Raw genomic sequence first — 19,794 nt, 5'->3', positions numbered from 1 at the left:
CGTCCGAGCCATCATCATAACCGGTGGGAGTGACCCGCGTTCAAATGCCTCAACGTTACCGTGGCGCGCCATCGCAGACGCGTTCGTCATCTGGAACGCGAATCTTGAGACAAAACGATTTCAGACGACGCGAAATCGGCAACTTTGATTTCGGGGTCATGACTCAACTCCCCGTTAGTGCCGTTACGTCCCTTCGGGTGGCCGAATGTCATCGGACCAAGAACCACGACGATTTGCTCCAAAATGACGACAAGAGGCTGCAGAGGTCCGGTTGTGCAAAAGATGCGTGCCGGGTCTGAACATTGGGGTAAATTTGTGTGCCCCGAATTTCCGATAGCTACGTTAGAACTCGTACTACCCGGAGATCCCGTCGTGCCCGTTAAGAATGTCCGTCGCCTGTCGCCCGTCTCCAGCTCGCGCCGCCGTCGTTTGGCGATGTGGCTCATGCTCGGTTGTGTCTCATCGAGCCCGATGGTGAACAGCGGTGTCTGCGCAGCGGACGATCTCGACTGGGGCAATGGGCTTTCGTTCTCGGCACCGACTTCAAATTCGGGATCCCCGGCACTAAGCAGTCCGATGACGGACGGGCAACAATCGCAGAACGGCGATGCCAAAGTGCCGACGTTCCGCCCCACCGATTCGGTCAATTCGGTGCTAGGCCTGCGTGGAGGTCGCGCCGATTGGGACGGAGGAAAAACGGGTCCCGCAGGCACATCGATTCAGTTGCTCCCGGTGGAGCGTCCGACCGCACCGAAACCACAACCGACCGCGGAAGCGTCGGCCCAATTGCGGCCTGCCGCACCGCCGCCCGCGCAGCCGACTATCTCGACGCCTAATTTCGTCACAAGAGACAACGCCGAACTGCGAGGCATGCACCGCACGTGGCAGCCGGCCGTTCCGACATTCCAAGCTCCCACCAATGAACTCGTTCTGCGACCGGTCGCTCCGGATGTCGACGCGACACCAGCACCCCAACGAGACCTGTCCGCGCCGCGAGCGTTGCTGCAACCGCCGCAACAAATTGCAACACAAGCCCCGCCGCCATCGCAATTTGCCCCCGGTGCAGCTCCCACGCAAATCCCGAACCTTGCCACCGGCCCGAATGCCCGCACAGTATCGGATCGACGACTATTTCCCGCCTGGATGAGTCCACGTAGCACCACGCCGACTCAAACGGCACCAACTCGGACGACACCCGATCGCGTCTCAACGTCAGACCGATCCTACAATCAACCCGAAGTGAATTCGCAAGGACCATCGGTAGGCTGGCAACCTCGCGGTCAATCAATCCCACCGCAACCGCTGCGTGATCCGATTCCCATGTCGGTCACCACGCCGATGCGAAGCACCCCGATGCCTTCGGTAACGACGCGTACCCCCGCGCCGATATCGCGTCTACCCGAATCCACCCCAGGACTGCCGGAGACGACTACACGACTTGACACCGTGCCTCGCAACAACGAACCGGTTGGAAGCGGCGTCTCGCCGGCACCTGTGATCGCAAATCCGCCGAGACTTCTTTCTCCGGTGCAACGTATGCCATCGCTCGACGCGTTGCCCGATGGCCCGGCTTCGATGGACATCCCGTCGCGAGTTGATCTCGACGAGAACCTCAGCGAGGATCTCAACGCGAGCCTCGAACTCGAGACGCTCGACGGCGACGAATCGGAACTCGATGCGTCCGAAATGAGCCTGGGTGCTCCCACGGCATCCTCGCAATTGCCTGAACTTTCATCCGCCAAAACCACGGATGTGAATGAAGGCAACAACGAGGGTGATATGAGCGGACCGCTCGCCGCAGATGATTCAGATGGCAAAGATCCCGACGAATTGGAAAGCGATTCTGCTTTGGTCGAGTTGCTGCAATCTCCAAACGCGACGACACCGTCGGTCACGGCCAAGGCACAACCGAGCGAAGAAAAGGATTCGCAACCGGAACTGTCCGTCACTCGCATCAAACCGCTCGTGATCAATCCGGCAGGCCCACTCAAACCGATCGACGAAAAAGCCGATTTGCATGACGTCCATGACGACGCAAGCCGCGAAGTGGCGGGTTCGTCCCGTCGCAGCGATTCGGCACGAGACCTATCGGATCGGGGATTATCGGATACTCGCGCCGAAGATCGATCGGCGAAGAATCGCAGCGAACGGATTGCCTCGTTGCCAGCGGACCGGCTCGCAGATTTGGATGCAACCGGACGACCGAAGACGTACTCCGGTCGCGGCGCGGTCGCGAATCTCGATCCGGCAATCCAACGGATGCAACGCCCGATACTGCAAACGCTCCGCAGCTTCCACGCTCGCACCGAGAAAGCCGACTCGCGTAGCAACTGGGGCATGATGCACGCGATCATGGTCTACGGCGCGGACACGCGAATCATTGCCCGTCGCCGCAACTACAGTGCGATCGCATGGATCGCGGGAAATAATGTTTGCCGCGGCAACCGATTGATGACGACCGAGCGTGGCAAAATCAAGATCCGCGAAGGCACCGGACTGCAGGGACACCAATCGCAATTCCTTTGCGTGTTATCGCTCGCCGGTGTGCCGTCAAATTACCCGCTCTATGCCGACAACCAAAAGTTCACCGTTGAGGACCTCGTCCAAGTGGAAGCGGCAGCTTGTGAAGAGGGCAAAGAGTTAACGTTCACGCTCATCGGGTTGACGCATTATCTCGACACCGATGCGACATGGATCGGCGTCGGAGGTGAACGATGGAACTTCGACCGATTGCTAGCCGCTGAGCTGAACGAACCGGTCGTCGGCGCGGCATGCGGCGGGACACACCGCTTGATGGGATTCGCCCACGCGTTGCGGAAACGACGTCTCGAGGGAGAGCCGATCGACGGACAATGGAAACGGGCGGAGGACTTCCTGAATGACTTCACGAAGTACACCTACTCGATGCAAAACCGTGACGGTTCGTTCAGCACCAATTGGTTCGAATCACGTGAGGACAACGGCGTCTTGCAACGCAAGGTTCAAACGACCGGACACATGCTCGAGTTCTTGTTGACGCATTTGCCGGACGAAGACTTGGTGGATCCGCACGTCGTCAACGCCGTGCGTTTCATCACCAATTCGATGGGACGTGTTGAACTCGACGATGCCGGGGTTGGCTATCGGGGTCACGCACTGCGATCGCTCGCCATGTTCCATCGCCGCGTCTACGGCACCGCTCCTGATTACCCTCAGGGCAACGTCGCCTCGGAACGCACCCATCAACAACGTCGCCGCTAACAGCGAACACTCGGTTTGCTCGACACGAAGACACGTCCGATACAACCGAACCGGATAGCGGCTTAGAGTTTCGGCACCGGACGTTTTGGTGCTCGGTTGAGCATCCGACGCTCATCGTCTCTGGGCGTGTTGTTATTGTTGTTGCCACCCTGACGCGGCGTTCGCGGCGTGGTGTCAGTGAAGGTTTCTTTCCACGTCCAACCGATCGGCACATCGAGTTCGCGTTGAGCCAGCAAGGCCCACGGCGTACCCGGGTGTTCATCCACAACACGAGTGAGAAACTCACGAGCGGTGTCGGCTTCACGTTGCCACTTGCTGCCGACGCTGATCTCGTCGCTCGGTTCGAGCACCCACGTGTTGTTCTTCTTTTCTTTGAAGGGCATCCCTTGTTTGGCCTGTGCAAGGACCGCGTTGTACGTTTCGGTTCGCACCTTCTGTGCCAAAACGCGACCGTAGGCGAGATCAAACCCGGCCAACCAACGCGGGCTCTTCTCTTCCTCTCGTGATGACAAGCCTTGTTGCAACGTCGCGGCCAACCGAATCAATGTCGGTTCGAGCGGTGCGGCGTCCTGCTGTGCTTTGGTCAAATCGCCGGCGAGTTGAGCTTCGTTCGTTTTCACAAACCGCAACCTGGGTCGTTGAATCCCGGTTGCGTTTTGAATCGTCGCCGCTTGCACGAGAGCCATCCGCAGCGGACTGCGTTTGACCGAACTGACGTAGTCCTCCTGCGAGAGATAGTCAGGGCGATACCGGATCATCGCGGTCGGGTCGAAGAAGAAACGCATGTCGGAACTGAATGCTTCGATCTCACGACGGCGAACTTCCCGCGACGTGTTTCGACTCGGGTGCACGGTGAAATAAATACCACCGGTTTCGTAACACAATCGAGTCAAACCGTAGGGGCCGAAACCACTGTCGATGACCGGTTCCTCTTCGAAATTACCGGTGAAGCTCAGTTGAATGCGTTCTGGCAAAAACGTCTCGGGGCCTTGGTCGACCTGTGCCCATTGAGGCGATTGATCGTACTGCGGGTCCGGGTCAACGTATTTGACCAACGTGTGCTCGCGGCCGAACGGCGCCGGCACTCCAACGACGTAGACGGGGATACCGAGTTTGCGACAGGAATCGATCGACGTTTCGAGTCTTCCGTAATCGTCGCCCTTCTCATCAGTAACGACAACGAACAGTACGTTGCGTTTGGGGCCGTTCGGCCCAACGTTCCGGCGCAGTGGCTTGTACTCTTTCGCGGCGGATTCGATCGCGGTGAAGACACGTTCGACGCCCGAGTTATCGACCGGGATGTTGTCGACAATCTTTTTGATTTCCTTCAAATCCGCAGTCGGCTTTTCCGTATACAGTTCCACGCGTTCACCGAAACCGATGATCGACGTCAGAATACGCTCGTCTTCCGGTTTGGTCTTTTTGTCGTTCGGAGAGGCGTGCAAGAGTCCCAGTTCATCATAGATTCGGTCGAACCGATCACGAATATCGGTACGCTGGCGAGTGAGCGAACCGCTTTGATCGAACAACCACACGACCAGGGTCGGGCGTTCTTCGGCCGCGAGGGTGATTTCGGCGGTGATCTGATCGACGGCTCCCTGCGCCCCAGCAACACCAACTCCGGTGCTGCCTTTTTGCGTGACGAGACGTTTCTGTGGTGCGGCCGGCTGGGTGAAGATTTTGTTGACCATGATCTGACCAAGGTCAGTCGGCTGCAAATCGACCGGGTTTGGGATATCCGCAACCTCCGCGTAAACCTCGGCGGACGCTTCGGCCATGTCCAGTTCGGCGAGAGCGTCGGCGCCGACTTCCGTTTGTGGCATATCGCTGACGACAAACTCCTCGATCGATTCGAGAGTCTCTTCGTATTCCGGAGGCGCCGCGATCATCACCACCGCTTCGTCATCAAACGGTTTTTGCAAATGGATCAACGCCAGCGACAGAAAGATGATGATGTGCACCTGCATGCTGCCGAGCATCGCGATCGTCTCATCGGAATCCCAAAGCGGATCCGAATCCTCGGCCGGATCGACTCCGTCCGAATCGGTTCCGGTTCGCCGGCTCCACCAGTTCAGAGGGTTGAATTTCGAAAGCCCGGCATGCAGCGATCGCTCAACAGGCGTGTTTTGATCGCCCTCCATCGGTGCGGCACCGGGAACTTCGAGCGTCGTCGAGTCGTCAGCGAAGGATGAATTCATACTCAAAGGCTAAGAAGATGAGGCGGTTCGATACCGGGCAGTCTGAATGCCAGCAGTTTGATCGTCGGGTCAGCGAAGTCGGTTCTGTCGTCGTTGCGAGCCTTCGATGATCCGGCTCGGAACGTTTGGGGTCACGTAACGTTGGTGATGTAGCGGTTTCGGTTCCGAGTTGAGGCCCTTCACCGGTGGTTTTGTCCTGATTTGAGTCCAAGCGTGGGCGACCGGCCAACGGATCGAACAGCATTTGAGCGAACAGACCCGCGACCGCCCCCACCAACGATCGGGTTCGGCAAACGATTCGGATAAGGGGGTCATTGGCGATTCGCAATCAACCGCTGACGGCTGGCTGCAACGGGTCGAGAACACCAGTGGGGTTAACATGGAAACGTTTTCTGCGACGATTTGTACTCCCCCGATTATAGCCGAATCGGCTGAGGATTCGAAAAAACACGGAGAAATAAAGACTTGAACGGACGACTCATCGCGATCGGCGACATTCACGGTTTCAACAAACCGCTGCAAACCTTGTTGGGAGCCATCAAACCGGCTCCCGAAGACCTGATTGTCACGCTCGGTGATTACGTCGACCGGGGTCCAGATTCGAAGGGCGTGATCGATACTTTGATTGAATTGGGGCAAAAAACACAGCTCGTTGCGTTGCAGGGCAACCACGAGGAAATGATGCTCAACGTCGTTCGGGGCGATGAACCACACCACGCGTGGTTGCGGTACGGGGGTGTCGAGACTCTCGAAAGCTACAATTTCGACGGTGAAATGAATTTCCTGCCGCCCGAACATGAAGCGTTTTACAACTCGCTCGGCGACTATTTCATTCACGATCAGTTCTTCTTCACCCATGCAGCCTACGATCCGAACCTGGAAATGGATCAACAGCCGACGGAGCTTCTTCGCTGGCACTCGCTCCGGGCGGGCATCCCCGACCCGCACTTCAGCGGCCGCACCGCCGTCGTCGGTCACACCGCCAACCACGAGGCCGAGATCCTCGACGTCGGACACCTGATCTGCCTCGACACGAACTGCTACGGCGGCGGACTGCTGACGGCGATGGAATTGCCATCCAAACGGGTTTGGCAATCCAATCCCGAAGGGGTTTTGATTCGCTGATCGAACCAACCATGGGGCAACTCCGTAGGCCCCATGCATTCTTTCCAGCTAATCAGTCAGTCCCCCCTGCAAATCCCGTTTGGGTCTCATTCGCATGAAGACGTTCATCGCTTGTCTCGTGATTGCCGCTATCGGCATCGGCATTGGTTTGAAAATCAATAACGATCGCTACGGCCACTATGAGCCGGCGTTCGGCCCCATCACCTTCCACGGTGACGTCGATGCCTCCAACGCGATGGCGTCGATGGCGTCGCAGTGGTCTGACACGTTCCCCAAAGTCGAGCTGCCCAACGGGAACGTTTACGACTTCGGCGTGATGGAACCCGAGGAAAAAGGCGAGCACATTTTCATCGTCAAGAATGTCGGCGACGACACGCTCAAACTCAAAGTCGGGGCGTCGACCTGCAAATGCACCGTCGGTGAACTCGGGACCGAAAACCTGGAACCGGGCGAACAGACCGAAGTCAAAATGAGCTGGACCGTAAAGACGAACGAAAGCTCCTTCGGCCAATCAGCAGAACTGCGGACGAACGACCCCAGCCAAGTGGCGATTCGTTTTGAAATCCAAGGCCAAGTCGTCCGCCAAGTTCAGATCGTGCCCGAACAAGTCACCTTCGGCGAAACCGCAGCGGGCGAAGACGTTGATTTCGTCGTCAAAGTCTTCAATTACCTCGGCCAGCCGATGCGGGCCAGCGAAGTGAAATTCGGTGACGAAACGATCGATGAACTGGCTGAATTCGACGTCACCACGTTCACTCCGAGCGAGGACGACGGTGTCAATGAAGCGGCCGAGCAAGCGTTCCGAGTCGCGGTGAAGCTCAAACCGGGGCTGAAACAAGGTCCCGTCAACCGAAACATGATGCTGACGTTGATGCCCGAAGACGCCGAGGACGACGACGTGTCGAAAGGTCGTGTCGTCTACATCCCCGTGACTGGGCGAATCGTTGGGGCACTGAGCATGCTGCCCAACTCGCGACTCAAGGGCGTCTCGGGGGGTGGCTATATGTATGACTTTGGAATCGTGGAAGACGAAGATTCGATGACGGCGAAGGCGTTCGTGGTGCTCAAAGGTGCCGAACAAGCCGCCACGAAACTGAGCATTGGCGAAATTGAGCCGGCCGAATTTATCGAAGCCTCGCTGAACGAACCGGTCGGCCAGGGCAAAATGACGCTGTACACTTTGCAGCTGAAACTCAAGCCGGGCGCTAAAAACGTCGAACGACTAGGCATGGGGAAAGGTGATTTCGGGTACGTGATGATTGAATCCGATAATCCGAAGGTTCCAGCCCTGAAATTGCTACTGAAATTTGCGCTCTCTGCGCGTTAGACTGATGCCCAACGCATCGTTCTGACCGAGGAAATTCATGCCCGTCTCTCAATCACCGTTCGCCCTACTCGCCGCCGAGTCCCTCGCAGCCTGGGGAGTGGGTGTCCGTTTGACTGCGTCCCAACTGCCCAACACAGCAGGAAGCCCCGCAATTTACGGTCTTTTGAGAACATGCGGCGTTCTGGCCGCGATCGCGGGAACGATGACACTGACGGGCTGTGGCTCGCCTGAGTTCGACGCCAATCTCGCCGCCGAAATTTCCACTGCGTCGGCAAATGTGTCAAAGATTTCTGGGAACCGGAAGGAAACCAATCCGGCGGCACTCGAGTCGACGATTCGCGATGCCTACCTCGATCTCAACGCATTGACCGAACGCGTCCGCCGCGCCGACACCGAATCGCCGCAGCAAACGAGTCCCGCGACTACTCTCGTCGCAATGCAGGCCAGCGAAGATGACGAGGTGCCCGCCGAACCCGTCGAGACCGCTGACGAATCGGCTACAGAATCAGATGAGCCTGACGACGCAGACCAACCCTCCGACGCAGACCAGCCGGAAGCAGAAACGAGTGGGAAATTCGACGGCGAATTCGATCCGAGCGAGATCGACACCAGCGAAGATGAAATTGTCGAGCCATCAGCATCGGATTGGCGAAACGCAGAACTCGTCCCTACCCCTCTGCCACGAAAAGAGATCGTTGCCGAGGAAGTTCCCACGCCTCTGGGCATTCCCGAAAATCCACGCGTCGTCCGCAAACCACCGATCACCCCACGCACCCGCGCCGACGTGACCTCGGTCGTCCCGGGCGGCCCTTCCCCGATCGCGGGTTCCCCCGTCGTGGCCTCGCCAAAAACCGCCGACGCGGAAGCCAATGAATCGCCTCGAATCGCCGCTTCACCGGTTGAATCGGTGCGTCCCAGTTCCGACGCCCTGATGTCGAACGATTCGAACGCGGACGGAACAAACCAAGCCCCCGAAACGGTGCAGCACGGCACCCAGATTCTCGATCAAGCCGTCGCGGCCGCCGAAACGGCAGCATTGCCAGGAACCGGATTGGGTGGCCCCGTGGACTTCACCAAATGGCCCACCCCGGAAGTCGCGATCTTCGTCACCGGACAACAACACGGCTACATCGAACCGTGTGGCTGCACGGGGCTCGAACACCAAAAGGGTGGCGTCGCTCGCCGCATGACGTTCGCAACCCAGCTTCGCGATCAAGGATGGGAACTGCTGCCCGTCGACGCGGGCAATCTGATCCGGCGGTTCGGCCGACAGGCTGAAATCAAATTCCACCGCTCGCTCGAAGCCCTTCGCAAAATGGGATATGTGGCTGTCGGCTTCGGTCCCGACGACGTTCGCATCGGCGTCGGCGATCTGATCCAAGAAGCCGCAGCCGAAAAACCCGAAGATGCGATCTACGCGTCGGCCAACGTCGTCTTACTCGACCCGTCGCTGATGCCCGCCTACCGAATCGCGGAACGGGCCACGATGAAAGTCGCCATCACCAGCATTCTCGATCCCGAGTCGCTCGAATCGACACTCAACGAAGAGATCATTTTGGGTGACCCGGTCGAATCAACGAAGGCCGTGATCGCGGACATCAAAGCGGAGTCGCCGGACTACACCGTTCTCACCTTCTACGGCACCGAAGAGGCCGCGCAGAAGCTCGTCCGCGAGGTCCCCGGGTTCGATCTCGTCGTCGTGGCCGGCGGCTACGGAGAACCGACTTACCAGCCCGAAGCCATTGAAGGGTCCAAAACGAAGATGATCCTCACCGGCAACAAAGGCATGTATGTCGGACTGGTCGGACTCTACAAAGACGCCGAAATGAGGTACGCCCGCGTGCCTTTGGATGACTCCTTCGGCGACGCTCCGGCGATGCGTCAATTGATGGCCGAATATCAATTCCAACTCCGCGACCTCGGCCTGGACAACCTCGGCCTCAAACCGATCCCGCACCCGTCGGGCGAAAAATTCGTCGGCTCGGAAACCTGCGGCGAATGTCATACGACCGCCTACGATATTTGGGAAAACTCACCTCACTTCGGCGCCACCGAGAGCCTCGTGCACCCGGGCGAACGCGGCGACGTGCCCCGGCACTTTGACCCCGAATGCATCTCCTGTCACGTCACTGGATGGAACGCGCAGAACTACTACCCCTACGAATCAGGCTACCTCGATCTGGATGCCCACACGCATCTGCACGGCAACGGTTGTGAAAACTGCCACGGTCCTGGCGAATCGCACGCTGCGGCTGAAAACGGCGAGATCGAAGTCACCGACGAGCAACGAGCGCAGCTCCGCGCGGCCATGCAGTTGCCGCTGGAAAAGGCTCGCGAGAAGTGCATGGAATGCCACGATCTCGACAACAGCCCCGACTTCCACGAAGAAGGCGCGTTCGACGACTACTGGGCCGAAGTCGAGCACTACGGAGTCGACTGACTCTAACGCTGGCCCGCCCAACTCAAACTTTGCTGTGGCGCGGCACCGCCAACTCGGCGTCCCTGCCCGTTAGCTGATGGGCTTTCGAACGAGTTCAGTTCTCTCTTAAGGGCGAACGGGTGCCGCACGCGGGCACGCGCATTCGGCCTCCCCCCTGCGACGCGCCGCTGGCAAGCCTGGCAAAATGGCGAACCTGGTGTTTTTTTGCGTTCCACGGTGCGGGTTAGGGCCAGGACGCCGCGCTTCTGTTGGTGGGTAGAACCCGATCGGCCGCCGGAGACCGTGGGATCAAAATCGCGCCATCCCGGTCTTTCGCGGCCTGAGACGCCGTGAATTTTGACAAAATGTCGATTTTGCATTTGCAAATTTCATTGCTTTGCGTAGGCGTCGTGATTCTACTGATAGGACGATGCAGGGCCCCCATCCTGGAGAAAGGACGCTTACGGCTTGGGGGGATCCCCACCGTCGCCTTATCTCCGGCATCGTTTCTTGATCCTCGACATCCGATTGGATTCGATAAAGAAACTCGCCGCTGACACTCATCATCTTTGATCCGCAGCCAGGCATACCAGGAGTTCTTTCAGTGGTCTTTTTCAATCGAAACTCAAACGACAAGACAGCACGTTCGCAAACGAAACGAAGGAATCGAACGAACAGTGGCAAAGATCGAGACGCTCGTCGCGGCCGACTGGCACGGTTAATGACACGGCGACCGCACGTCGAAGCTTTGGAAGACCGACGGTTACTGGCAGTTGTGGGTTATACAGCGGGCACCGACGCTCTGACGTTTACCGCAGATGCCGGTGAAGTCGACAACGTTCAGATTGTCGGTAGCACAGGCGCAAATACGCTCACCATCACGGTGGGCAATGGGGATGCAATCACACTGGCTGACGACGCGGTCGCGAATGCGAACTTCGTGCTGTCAACGACCGTCACGGCAAATGACACGCTGACCATAGATACCAGCGGTTCGCCTATCAACGATGCGGTAGTCAATGCAGGTGACATGAACGACATGGTCGACGCCAGCCAAGAAGAAGGTGTGATCGGTGGCGTTCTTACCATCAATGGCGAGGGTGGTGCTGATACGCTGACAGGTTCAACTCAGGTTGACAGCATCAATGGCGGTGATGGCGAGGACATTATCGTCGGCGGACGTGGCGCCGATGTCTTGAACGGCGACGCGGGCGATGATTCGTTCACCTGGAACAACGGTGACGGAAGCGACGTTATCGAAGGCGGTGATGATACCGACAGTGTCTTTGTCATTGGTGCCGACGGAACGTTTGCGAGCGAGGATTACACGATCGAGGACGATGGCACGGGGCGTGTCAATCTAACTCGCAACAATCTGACAACGTTCATGCTGGACATCGACGGCGTTGAACAACTCAATTTGGAAACCGAAAGCTCATCGGATGCTAACGAACTGGTAACGGTAAATCCGCTCGGCGGGACAGATCTGGATGAGCTGAATATTGATGTTGGCAATGACAACAATAATCGAATGGTCTTCAACGGCACTCCCGGTGCGGACACCATCACCATCTCACCTAATGAAACCATTCTGGGCCTCGGGCCGGTCATCAATACGTTCCCGGCGCTGGGAATTTTTGGCGATGAAATCACAATCAATGGTAACGGTGGCGAAGACAGCATCACCGTCACGGCCGCCGTCAACGTGAACTTGGTGCTCAACGGTGGCGATGGAAACGACCACATCGATGCGACCGCCAACACCGAGGGTGTGATCATCAATGGCGGCGATGACAATGACGTCATCCTAGGCTCCGCTGGCGATGATGTGATCAGTGGAGGTATCGGCAACGACATTATCACCGGCAACGGCGGTGCCGACATTCAGTTTGGAGATGCAGGCGACGATCGATTCATTTGGAACAACGGGGACGGTCCGGATGACAACACGGGCGGAGCTGACGAAGACACGTTCGAGTTCAACGGCGCCGATGGCGCGGACGATGTTTTGATCCTGGGCTCCGGGGCGGGCGACGGTTCGCTGGTCGGTGCCGATTTCAATCTGCAGCGGACCGCCCCTACTGCGTTCTTTATCGAAGGGGCGACGATTGAGAACGTCGAACTCAACGGGCTCGCCGGTGACGACGATATCACCGTCGCTCCGAGCACGACGTTGAACGTGAGCGTTGACGGTGGAATCGAAAACGTCGCGGACGTGCTGCGCATCGATGCCGGGGGCGCCGACGTCACCGTGACTTCGACCACCGTGACGGTTGCGGGTAGCAATCCGATCACCTACGTCAACATCGAAGAACTCGACATCCAGAACGCGGGCCAAACGGAAATCGTGGGCGACGCGGGCAACAATATTCTCGAAGTGACCGGCAACGGCGCCGACAATGAACTGTCCTTGGCGCTCGACGGGTTGTTTTTCACAATCACCACAACGGCGCTGAGTTTCCAAGGCATGGGCGGCGACGACGTGCTCGTGATTGATGAAACGGCGGGTGGATTACCGAGCCTGACGGGAGTTGCAACGGGCGCTCACACAAACGGTCCGTTCGGGACGAGCGGTCTCGGTCCTGCCAATGTCGGCATTCACTTTGATGGCGGCGGCCAGAACGATTCCGTCATCGCGAACTTCACAACGGCCCAGGACGTCGCCTATTTCTCCGACGGCGTGGGCGCCGCCAACAGTGGCGTGGTCAATGTCTCGGGCGTCTTTACGATGTCATTCGAGGGGCTCGCTCCCATCGGGCTGTTCGGTGCGGGCGGATCGCTGATCGTGGATGCGACGGGAACCCCCGCGACCACGACGCTCACGTTGGCCGATCTGGCACCTGCGGGCGATGGCGTCAATCAAATCACCGGTGATGGCGGATTCGAGACGACCACCTTCAGCGGATTTGCCAACCTGACACTGCGTGGTGGCGATGGATCGGAGACGATCACGCTCGCCTCGCTCGATGCCGCGGATCCCGATGGGGCGGGACCTGGTGCTGCTCTTACGAGTGTCACGCTCGATGGTGACAACGCCGCTGGCACCGATTTATCCAATGACCTGATCCTTGTCGAAGCGGTGCCGACGACGGTGACTGCGACGGTTACCGGCGGAGCGGGCGACGACGTAATCATTGTCGGGTCAATGGCGAGTTCGCTGGATCCAATTTTGGGCAACGTGATCATTGCCGGTGAAGACAACAACGCGGCACCATTAACCAACGGATCCGCTACCGCCAATGGCAATGTGGTGGCCTATTCGGAACCTAGCGGTGACGTGCTGATCGTTGATGACGCCGGGGATGGCGACGCAAGCGTTTGGGACATCGATGACGGCACGATTGCTCGCACTGCCGCCGGACTGATCACATACGGCACGATCGAAACCCTGTTCATCAACACGGGCAGCGGTGCCGATGACGTTAACGTTCTCGACACAACCGATTCGATCGTGACTGACATCGGAGATTTCGGTGGCAGTGACGACATTGATGTGACCACAACCGGCGATAATTCTTTGCTGATCATCAATGCAGGCACCGCCAACGATTCGATCGACATCGCATCCACGGGTGCAGGCAGTGTGACAATTGCCAACGGCGAATCTGGCATGGATTCCATCACACTGGCATCGAGCGGTGATGGATCTGGCGTGAGCCTTATCGGTGGCATCAATGGCGACACGCTGATCGTTGATGGAACCGGCGGCGGTGGTGCTGTCGTTGAAGTGCAGGGCGGTGATGACCCCGACGCGATCAACGTCAATGGCACCGCGGCAGGCAGCTTCACCGATGTGTTTGGCGGCCTCGGCGACGACACGATCGACATCGACGGATCAGCCCCCAACACGCTCGACGGAATCCTTGGATCGGTTCGCGTCTTTGGCGGTACAGGCACTGACGCATTAACAATCAACGACGAAGACGACACCAACGACAACGCTTATTTTGTCAACGCGAACGATGTCACTCGCGTTGAAGTCGGCGGCGGATCTCCCGACGTGGTGATTGAGTATGACGAAGTCGAGACGCTGAACGTGTTGGCAGGTATTGGTATCGACAAAGTGGTCTTCCATCAGAGCGATGCCGACACGGTCTTCTTAAATGGAAACCTCCCGACGGGCGCCGGTGGCGATCCGAATGGAGACCAATTGGTAATTACAACGCCGCTGCTGGTTACCCCGCAACGAAACGCAACCTCAGGTATCTTTGTTACCGCCGCCGCGATTCCGGCACCTCCGGGACCGACCAGCGCGACGTTCATTGATTTTGAACACGTGGTTTGGCAAGACCGGTATGAAATCAATGATGTCTTCGATCCCGGTAACGACATCGACCAATCCTATGCACTCGGATCGGAAACAGAGATCACGGAATCCGACCTGAGCATTCACAGCGATGAGGACGTTGACGTCTTCCGCTTCACCGCGCATTCGACGGGAATGGTGGCGATCAATTCGATCTTCAACCATGAACTCGGAGACCTGCAGATGAGCGTTCGCGACGGTGTGGGCAACGTCATTGCGACCGTCGACACGCTCACCGACAACGAACAAATCATCATCCCCGTGGTCGGACAAGAGGTTTATTACGTTGAGATTTCTGCGGTTCCAAACGCCGATCCTGCGATCTGCAACGCGAACACCTATTCGCTCGAAATCGAAAACTTCGCCGCCCCTGTGCCTGAACTTCCCGATCTGATTGCCGCGAGCGACAGCGGCATGATGGACGACGATGAAGTCACGAACATCAACACACCAACGATCCACGTGATCGCAGACCTGAACAACTTTGCCTCCATGGGCATTCCGGTTGACCAAGGTGGCGGGACGCCGGGTGCCGATGTCATCGTTGCCTTCGTTGACGCGACCGGAACAACCGTCGCGACGATCGACGCGGACCTCGTCGGTGGTAGTACCGCACCAACGACCAGCACACTTTGGTCCGCAACCGCTCCTGCCGCTCTCGCCGATGGCCAGTATCAGGTAACCGCTTGGGTTCGTGTCATCGACGGTGCCGCAACCGCGGCGGTTGGTCGTGCTGCGTTTAGCCAACCACTGCAAGTTGTCATCGACGCCACCCCCGCGGCAGCCCCCACGAACATCGACCTCGCTGCCGTCGCCGATTCTGGCACCGCCGACAATGACGAGATCACGAACATTCGATCACTCAACATCAGCGGTGATGATGTCGAAGCCAACGCGAAAGTGCGTGTTTTCTCCAATGGCGAACTGATCGGCCAGGGCGTTGCCTCTGCCACCGGTGGATGGGAGATCACAACCGAACCACTGATTGACGGTACCCATCAGATCACCGTCGAACAAGAAGACGCCGCCGGAAACGTGAGTGCTCTGAGCGTTGCACTCCCGGTGGTGGTGGATACACAGCAACCACAACGTCCGACGCTAGACCTGCCGCTTGCCAACGACAGCGGCTCGAGCAACGACGACAACGTTACCAACAACGCCAACGATGTTCCCTTCACAGTCACGGTTGACGAGGGTGACGCGAGCTTCCCACTGACCGTTGTCATCAAAGACGGCAACAACGTGATCGACACGTTCGTCAGCGCAGCCGGTGGTGTGGTCAACCGAACGTTGACACTAGCCGAAGGCACACACCTGCTCAGCGTCGAAACGACCGATAGTGCCGGCAACCGAAGTCACCAAAGTGAAGAGTTGGTTGTCGAAATTGATCGCACCGCTCCCGCCGTCGCCGCCGCACCTGATCTGCTTTCCGTTGCGGATACCGGATTGTTCGACAACGACGACGTGACCAGTATCAAAGCACTCGCGTTGGGTGGCACCGGCGTGGAACCAAACGCCAAAGTTCGTGTCTTCTCCGGCGGCGACTTGGTCGGCCAAGGCGTCGCGACCAGCGAAGGAGACTGGGAGATCACGACCGAACCGCTCGACGACGGCACGCACAGTTTGACGATCGAACAGGAAGATTTAGCCGGCAACATCAGTGCCGCCAGTGCAGCATTGGACGTCGTGATCGATTCGGCAGTGCCCAATACGCCGTACCTGGATCTGCTCAATGACGATGGGCACAGCGACACCGACAACATCACCGGATCGGGATTGCTCGAATTCGAGATGATCGGCAACGACACCCGCGACGGACAAGACAACCCGATCCCTAATGACATTCAGTACCGTCTGTACTGGCGAACCGGCGATCCGGCCGGACCAGGATCCGGCACAGGCGAAGTATTGGTGTATGACTCACTCGCCGAATTCGCGGGTCTAACCGATCTCGGACAAATCATCCGGACCGTCAGCCAAGATGTAAATAATCCCGCCGGAACACCGTTCCCCGACGGAGTGCATAACTTCAAACTCGAAGTCGAAGACCGAGCGGGAAACATCAGCCCTGACTTCCTATTGACGGTCGAAATCGACACAGTCGACCCTGCGACGACGATCGACATTCTCTCGTCGAGCGACACGGGGATGTATGACGACGACAACGTGACCAGCATTCAAGAGATCGCATTCCAGGGCCGCGGCGATGTGATGAATGACATCACGCTATTCGCGCAGAAGGTCAACGCAGCGGGTGTGCCATTTGGCGATCTGTTGATCATCGGCACCGGAGTCGTTGGGTCGGATTACACCGACGTCGAAGCTGGAATTCCGGGCGCCACCGATGATGACCGATTAGGCATGTGGGAAATCACCGCCGAACCGCTCGCCGACGGTGTCTACGACGTCTATGCGTTGATCGAAGATTGGGGCGGCAACCATGCGACCTCGGAAACCATTCGATTGGAAGTCGACACGATCCAGCCGAACACGGCATTTTTGGATCTGGTCGAAACGAGCGACTCGGGGCGTCACAACGATGACAACGTCACCAACGACAACACGCCGACGGTCACGATGACGTCACACGACACCAACGTCGATCTGCACCAAGTCTTATTCCAGGACAACTTCAAATTCCGCATCTACGATCGGTTGGAAACGTCTGCCGAAATCCTGCTGTACGATTCATCGACCGATGCCGCGGAGGACGCGAACACGTCACTCGTCGGTCTCGAAGCCATGTTTACCGCGAACACCTTCATCACCGAGACTTTGCCACTGCTGGCTGACGGCATTCACAATTTGAAACTCGAAGTGGAAGACCGTGCCGGTAACATCAGCCACGACTTCCTGCTGGACGTGACGATCGACACCGTCGCACCGCCGGTTCAGATTCGGCGAGTCGTTGACAACGACAGCGGTGACGTTTTGATCCCCGGCACACTCAACGATCTGATCACCAACGACACGCGCCCGGAATTCGTCGGAACCGCGGAAGCCAACGCGATCGTTTACTTGTTCGTTGATTCAACGGACAATGACACGGTTGATCCGGGAACCGAAACCGTCATCACGGTTGCCTCACCGCTCGATGGCGACGATGCCTACCCGTCAGGAACCTGGCGTAACGAGTTCCTGTTCGACCTCAACGACACGAACTTCTTCGGAGCCGTCGACGGACTTCGCGAAGTCTTCGTGACGGCGGAAGATTTGGCGGGCAACCTGAATTCGATCGCCGATGGTGTTGGCGACAACATTCAGCAACTCGAGATTTTCCTCGACACGCAAGGCCCTCGCGTAACCGACGTAACGATCACCGACGTTGACTTTGATCTATTCACGCTGAAACCCGACAACGTGGACCAAGGTCCAACCCCGCGAGTCGATTCGCTCACCATCGCGATTGAAGACTTTGTCGAACGCATCGCGAAGTTCCCGTATGACGCGTTATCGAATGTATTCAACGGATCCACCATTTCGGTCGTTGGCGATCACTCGGGAATCATGCCGATAGCAAACATCACGTTCACTCCCGATGCGGCGGTTGTCAACGGCGAAGCTACCGGAAACATCATCTTGACGTTCACGGAACCACTTCCCGACGACCGCTTCACCCTGACAATCAAGGACACGTTGATCGATCCGGCAGGAAACAACCTAGACGGAGAGAGCGATTCCGATCGACCGCTCGGCGGATTGAACCTACCCTCCGGTGACGGTATTCCAGGCGGTGATTTCGTCGCCCGATTCACCGTCGACAGTCGCCCGGAAGTCGGAACGTGGAGCCAAGGTCTGGTTTACGCTGATATCAATGGCAACCAAGTCTGGGATCCGGAAGGTCAGGACAACGATGCTACCAACCGCGATTTCGTTTACCAATTCGGACGAATCAGTGACGGGTTGTTCGCAGGCAACTTCGGCGCCGGCGGTGGAGCGGCGGCTTCGGGATTCGATAAACTCGGTGCGTATGGCCTCTTCAACGGCGCGTACAGCTTCCTGATTGACACCGATGATGACGGTGTCGGTGACGTCGCCAGCGTGAGTGCGTATCAGGTCAATGCCGCACCCGTTGCGGGCAACTTTTTCACTAGTGCTGCGGACGTTGCCGCGATTGCCGCGGGCCGGCGACCGAGCGATGAGATCGGTTTGTTTGACGGCCAGAACTGGTATCTCGACACCAACGGCAACAACACCATCGATCTCGGTGAGATTATCCCAACCAATTACAACGGCATTCCGTTGGTCGGTAACTTCGTCAACATCGGTTTGGAAGGCACGCCCGGCAATCCTGCTCAAGATGATCTGGCCGTCTACGTCAACGACACCAACACGATTATCATCGATTCGAACCGTGACGGCATCGCCGACATGCAATTGCCACTGACCGATGACGCAGGCCGATTTGCCGGCCTGAGCGGATTCACTGACAAACCGGTCGCCGGTGACATTAACCTCGACGGCATCGATGACATCGGGATTTGGGTGAAGGGCCGGCAAGCCGTGCTGCCGAAGGAACAAGGTGAGTTCTTCTTCTGGGTCTCCGACGATACCGGAGCCAACGCGGAAACGAACTTCGCATCCTTCAGCCCCGCACCTCTCGGTAACGACCTGTTCACGCAGTGGGGCGATGAGTTTGCGTTACCGATCTTTGGCAATTTCGACCCACCGACCGGTGAAGACATCGACGTTGATTCGGGCACACTGACGAACGAGTCCAACGCCTACGACGTTAACAACGACGGCAACGTGACTTCACTCGATGCGTTGATCATTATCAATCAACTCAATTCAGGCGTTACCGAAGCCGAGGCGGGTTCGCGGGCTCGTGTTCAGGCAACCATTGGCGACCTCTTCATCGACGTCAACGGGGACGCGAAGTTGACCGCCGTCGATGCGCTGCAGGTCATCAACGAACTCAACCGGCTCGATACCGTTGGGGTCGGCGGAGAGGCGGTTGATCCTTCGGACAGCACCGAGGCCAGCGAAGTTGAATGGCATGATGCGGTGGATTCATTCTTCGACAGCGAAGATGATGACGAGACCGAAGACGCCCTCGACGCTTTGATCGGCCTGACGTTCTAAGCAAGACGCAACACGACGTCATGATAAGATCGCTTCCGGGCGATCATGGGATTTGAGCGTGGGTTCACGAGCAGCGTCGAAATTTCGTGTCTAC

At 57.8% G+C, this 19,794-nt stretch carries 6 protein-coding genes; 5 read left to right on the top strand and 1 reads right to left on the bottom strand.

The window, feature by feature from the left end; translation table 11 throughout:
- Nucleotides 1-372 precede the first annotated feature (372 nt).
- Nucleotides 373-3,240 carry an ADP-ribosylation factor-directed GTPase activating protein isoform b gene (locus FHS27_RS01900; RefSeq protein WP_315854454.1) on the top strand — a complete coding sequence of 956 codons (2,868 nt, stop codon included), beginning with the start codon at nt 373-375 and terminating at the stop codon, nt 3,238-3,240.
- A 62-nt stretch (nt 3,241-3,302) separates the two neighbouring features.
- Here FHS27_RS01900 and FHS27_RS01895 read toward each other — a convergent pair whose 3' ends face one another.
- Entirely contained in the window at nt 3,303-5,438 is a 2,136-nt protein-coding gene (locus FHS27_RS01895; RefSeq protein WP_184300896.1) for a vWA domain-containing protein, read from the bottom strand.
- A gap of 465 nt (nt 5,439-5,903) precedes the next feature.
- Here FHS27_RS01895 and FHS27_RS01890 point away from each other — a divergent pair, with 465 nt between their 5' ends.
- The 4 genes from FHS27_RS01890 (at nt 5,904) to FHS27_RS01875 (ending at nt 19,700) form a co-directional block, all read left to right on the top strand.
- Nucleotides 5,904-6,563, top strand: a complete 660-nt coding sequence (locus FHS27_RS01890) for a metallophosphoesterase family protein (protein WP_184300893.1) — start codon at nt 5,904-5,906, stop codon at nt 6,561-6,563.
- Nucleotides 6,564-6,657: 94 nt separating this feature from the next.
- Nucleotides 6,658-7,890 (top strand): DUF1573 domain-containing protein, encoded by a 1,233-nt coding sequence (locus tag FHS27_RS01885; protein WP_009104601.1) that lies wholly within the window; start codon nt 6,658-6,660, stop codon nt 7,888-7,890.
- A 37-nt stretch (nt 7,891-7,927) separates the two neighbouring features.
- The gene (locus FHS27_RS01880; protein WP_184300890.1) at nt 7,928-10,330 is read left to right on the top strand and encodes a multiheme c-type cytochrome; all 2,403 of its coding nucleotides are present in this window, start codon (nt 7,928-7,930) and stop codon (nt 10,328-10,330) included.
- A 700-nt stretch (nt 10,331-11,030) separates the two neighbouring features.
- Nucleotides 11,031-19,700, top strand: coding sequence for an Ig-like domain-containing protein (locus tag FHS27_RS01875; RefSeq protein ID WP_246418989.1), 8,670 nt, complete (start codon nt 11,031-11,033; stop codon nt 19,698-19,700).
- Nucleotides 19,701-19,794: the final 94 nt, after the last annotated feature.

Source organism: Aporhodopirellula rubra (assembly GCF_014192335.1).
Taxonomy (GTDB): Bacteria; Planctomycetota; Planctomycetia; order Pirellulales; family Pirellulaceae; genus Rhodopirellula; species Rhodopirellula rubra.
This window is presented reverse-complemented; position numbering and strand designations above follow the sequence as displayed.

Coding starts and splice junctions, on each gene's coding strand:
- FHS27_RS01895 (WP_184300896.1), bottom strand. CDS start 5,438: ATGAATTCATCCTTCGCTGACGACTCGACGACGCTCGAAGTTCCCGGT.
- FHS27_RS01885 (WP_009104601.1), top strand. CDS start 6,658: ATGAAGACGTTCATCGCTTGTCTCGTGATTGCCGCTATCGGCATCGGC.
- FHS27_RS01880 (WP_184300890.1), top strand. CDS start 7,928: ATGCCCGTCTCTCAATCACCGTTCGCCCTACTCGCCGCCGAGTCCCTC.
- FHS27_RS01875 (WP_246418989.1), top strand. CDS start 11,031: ATGACACGGCGACCGCACGTCGAAGCTTTGGAAGACCGACGGTTACTG.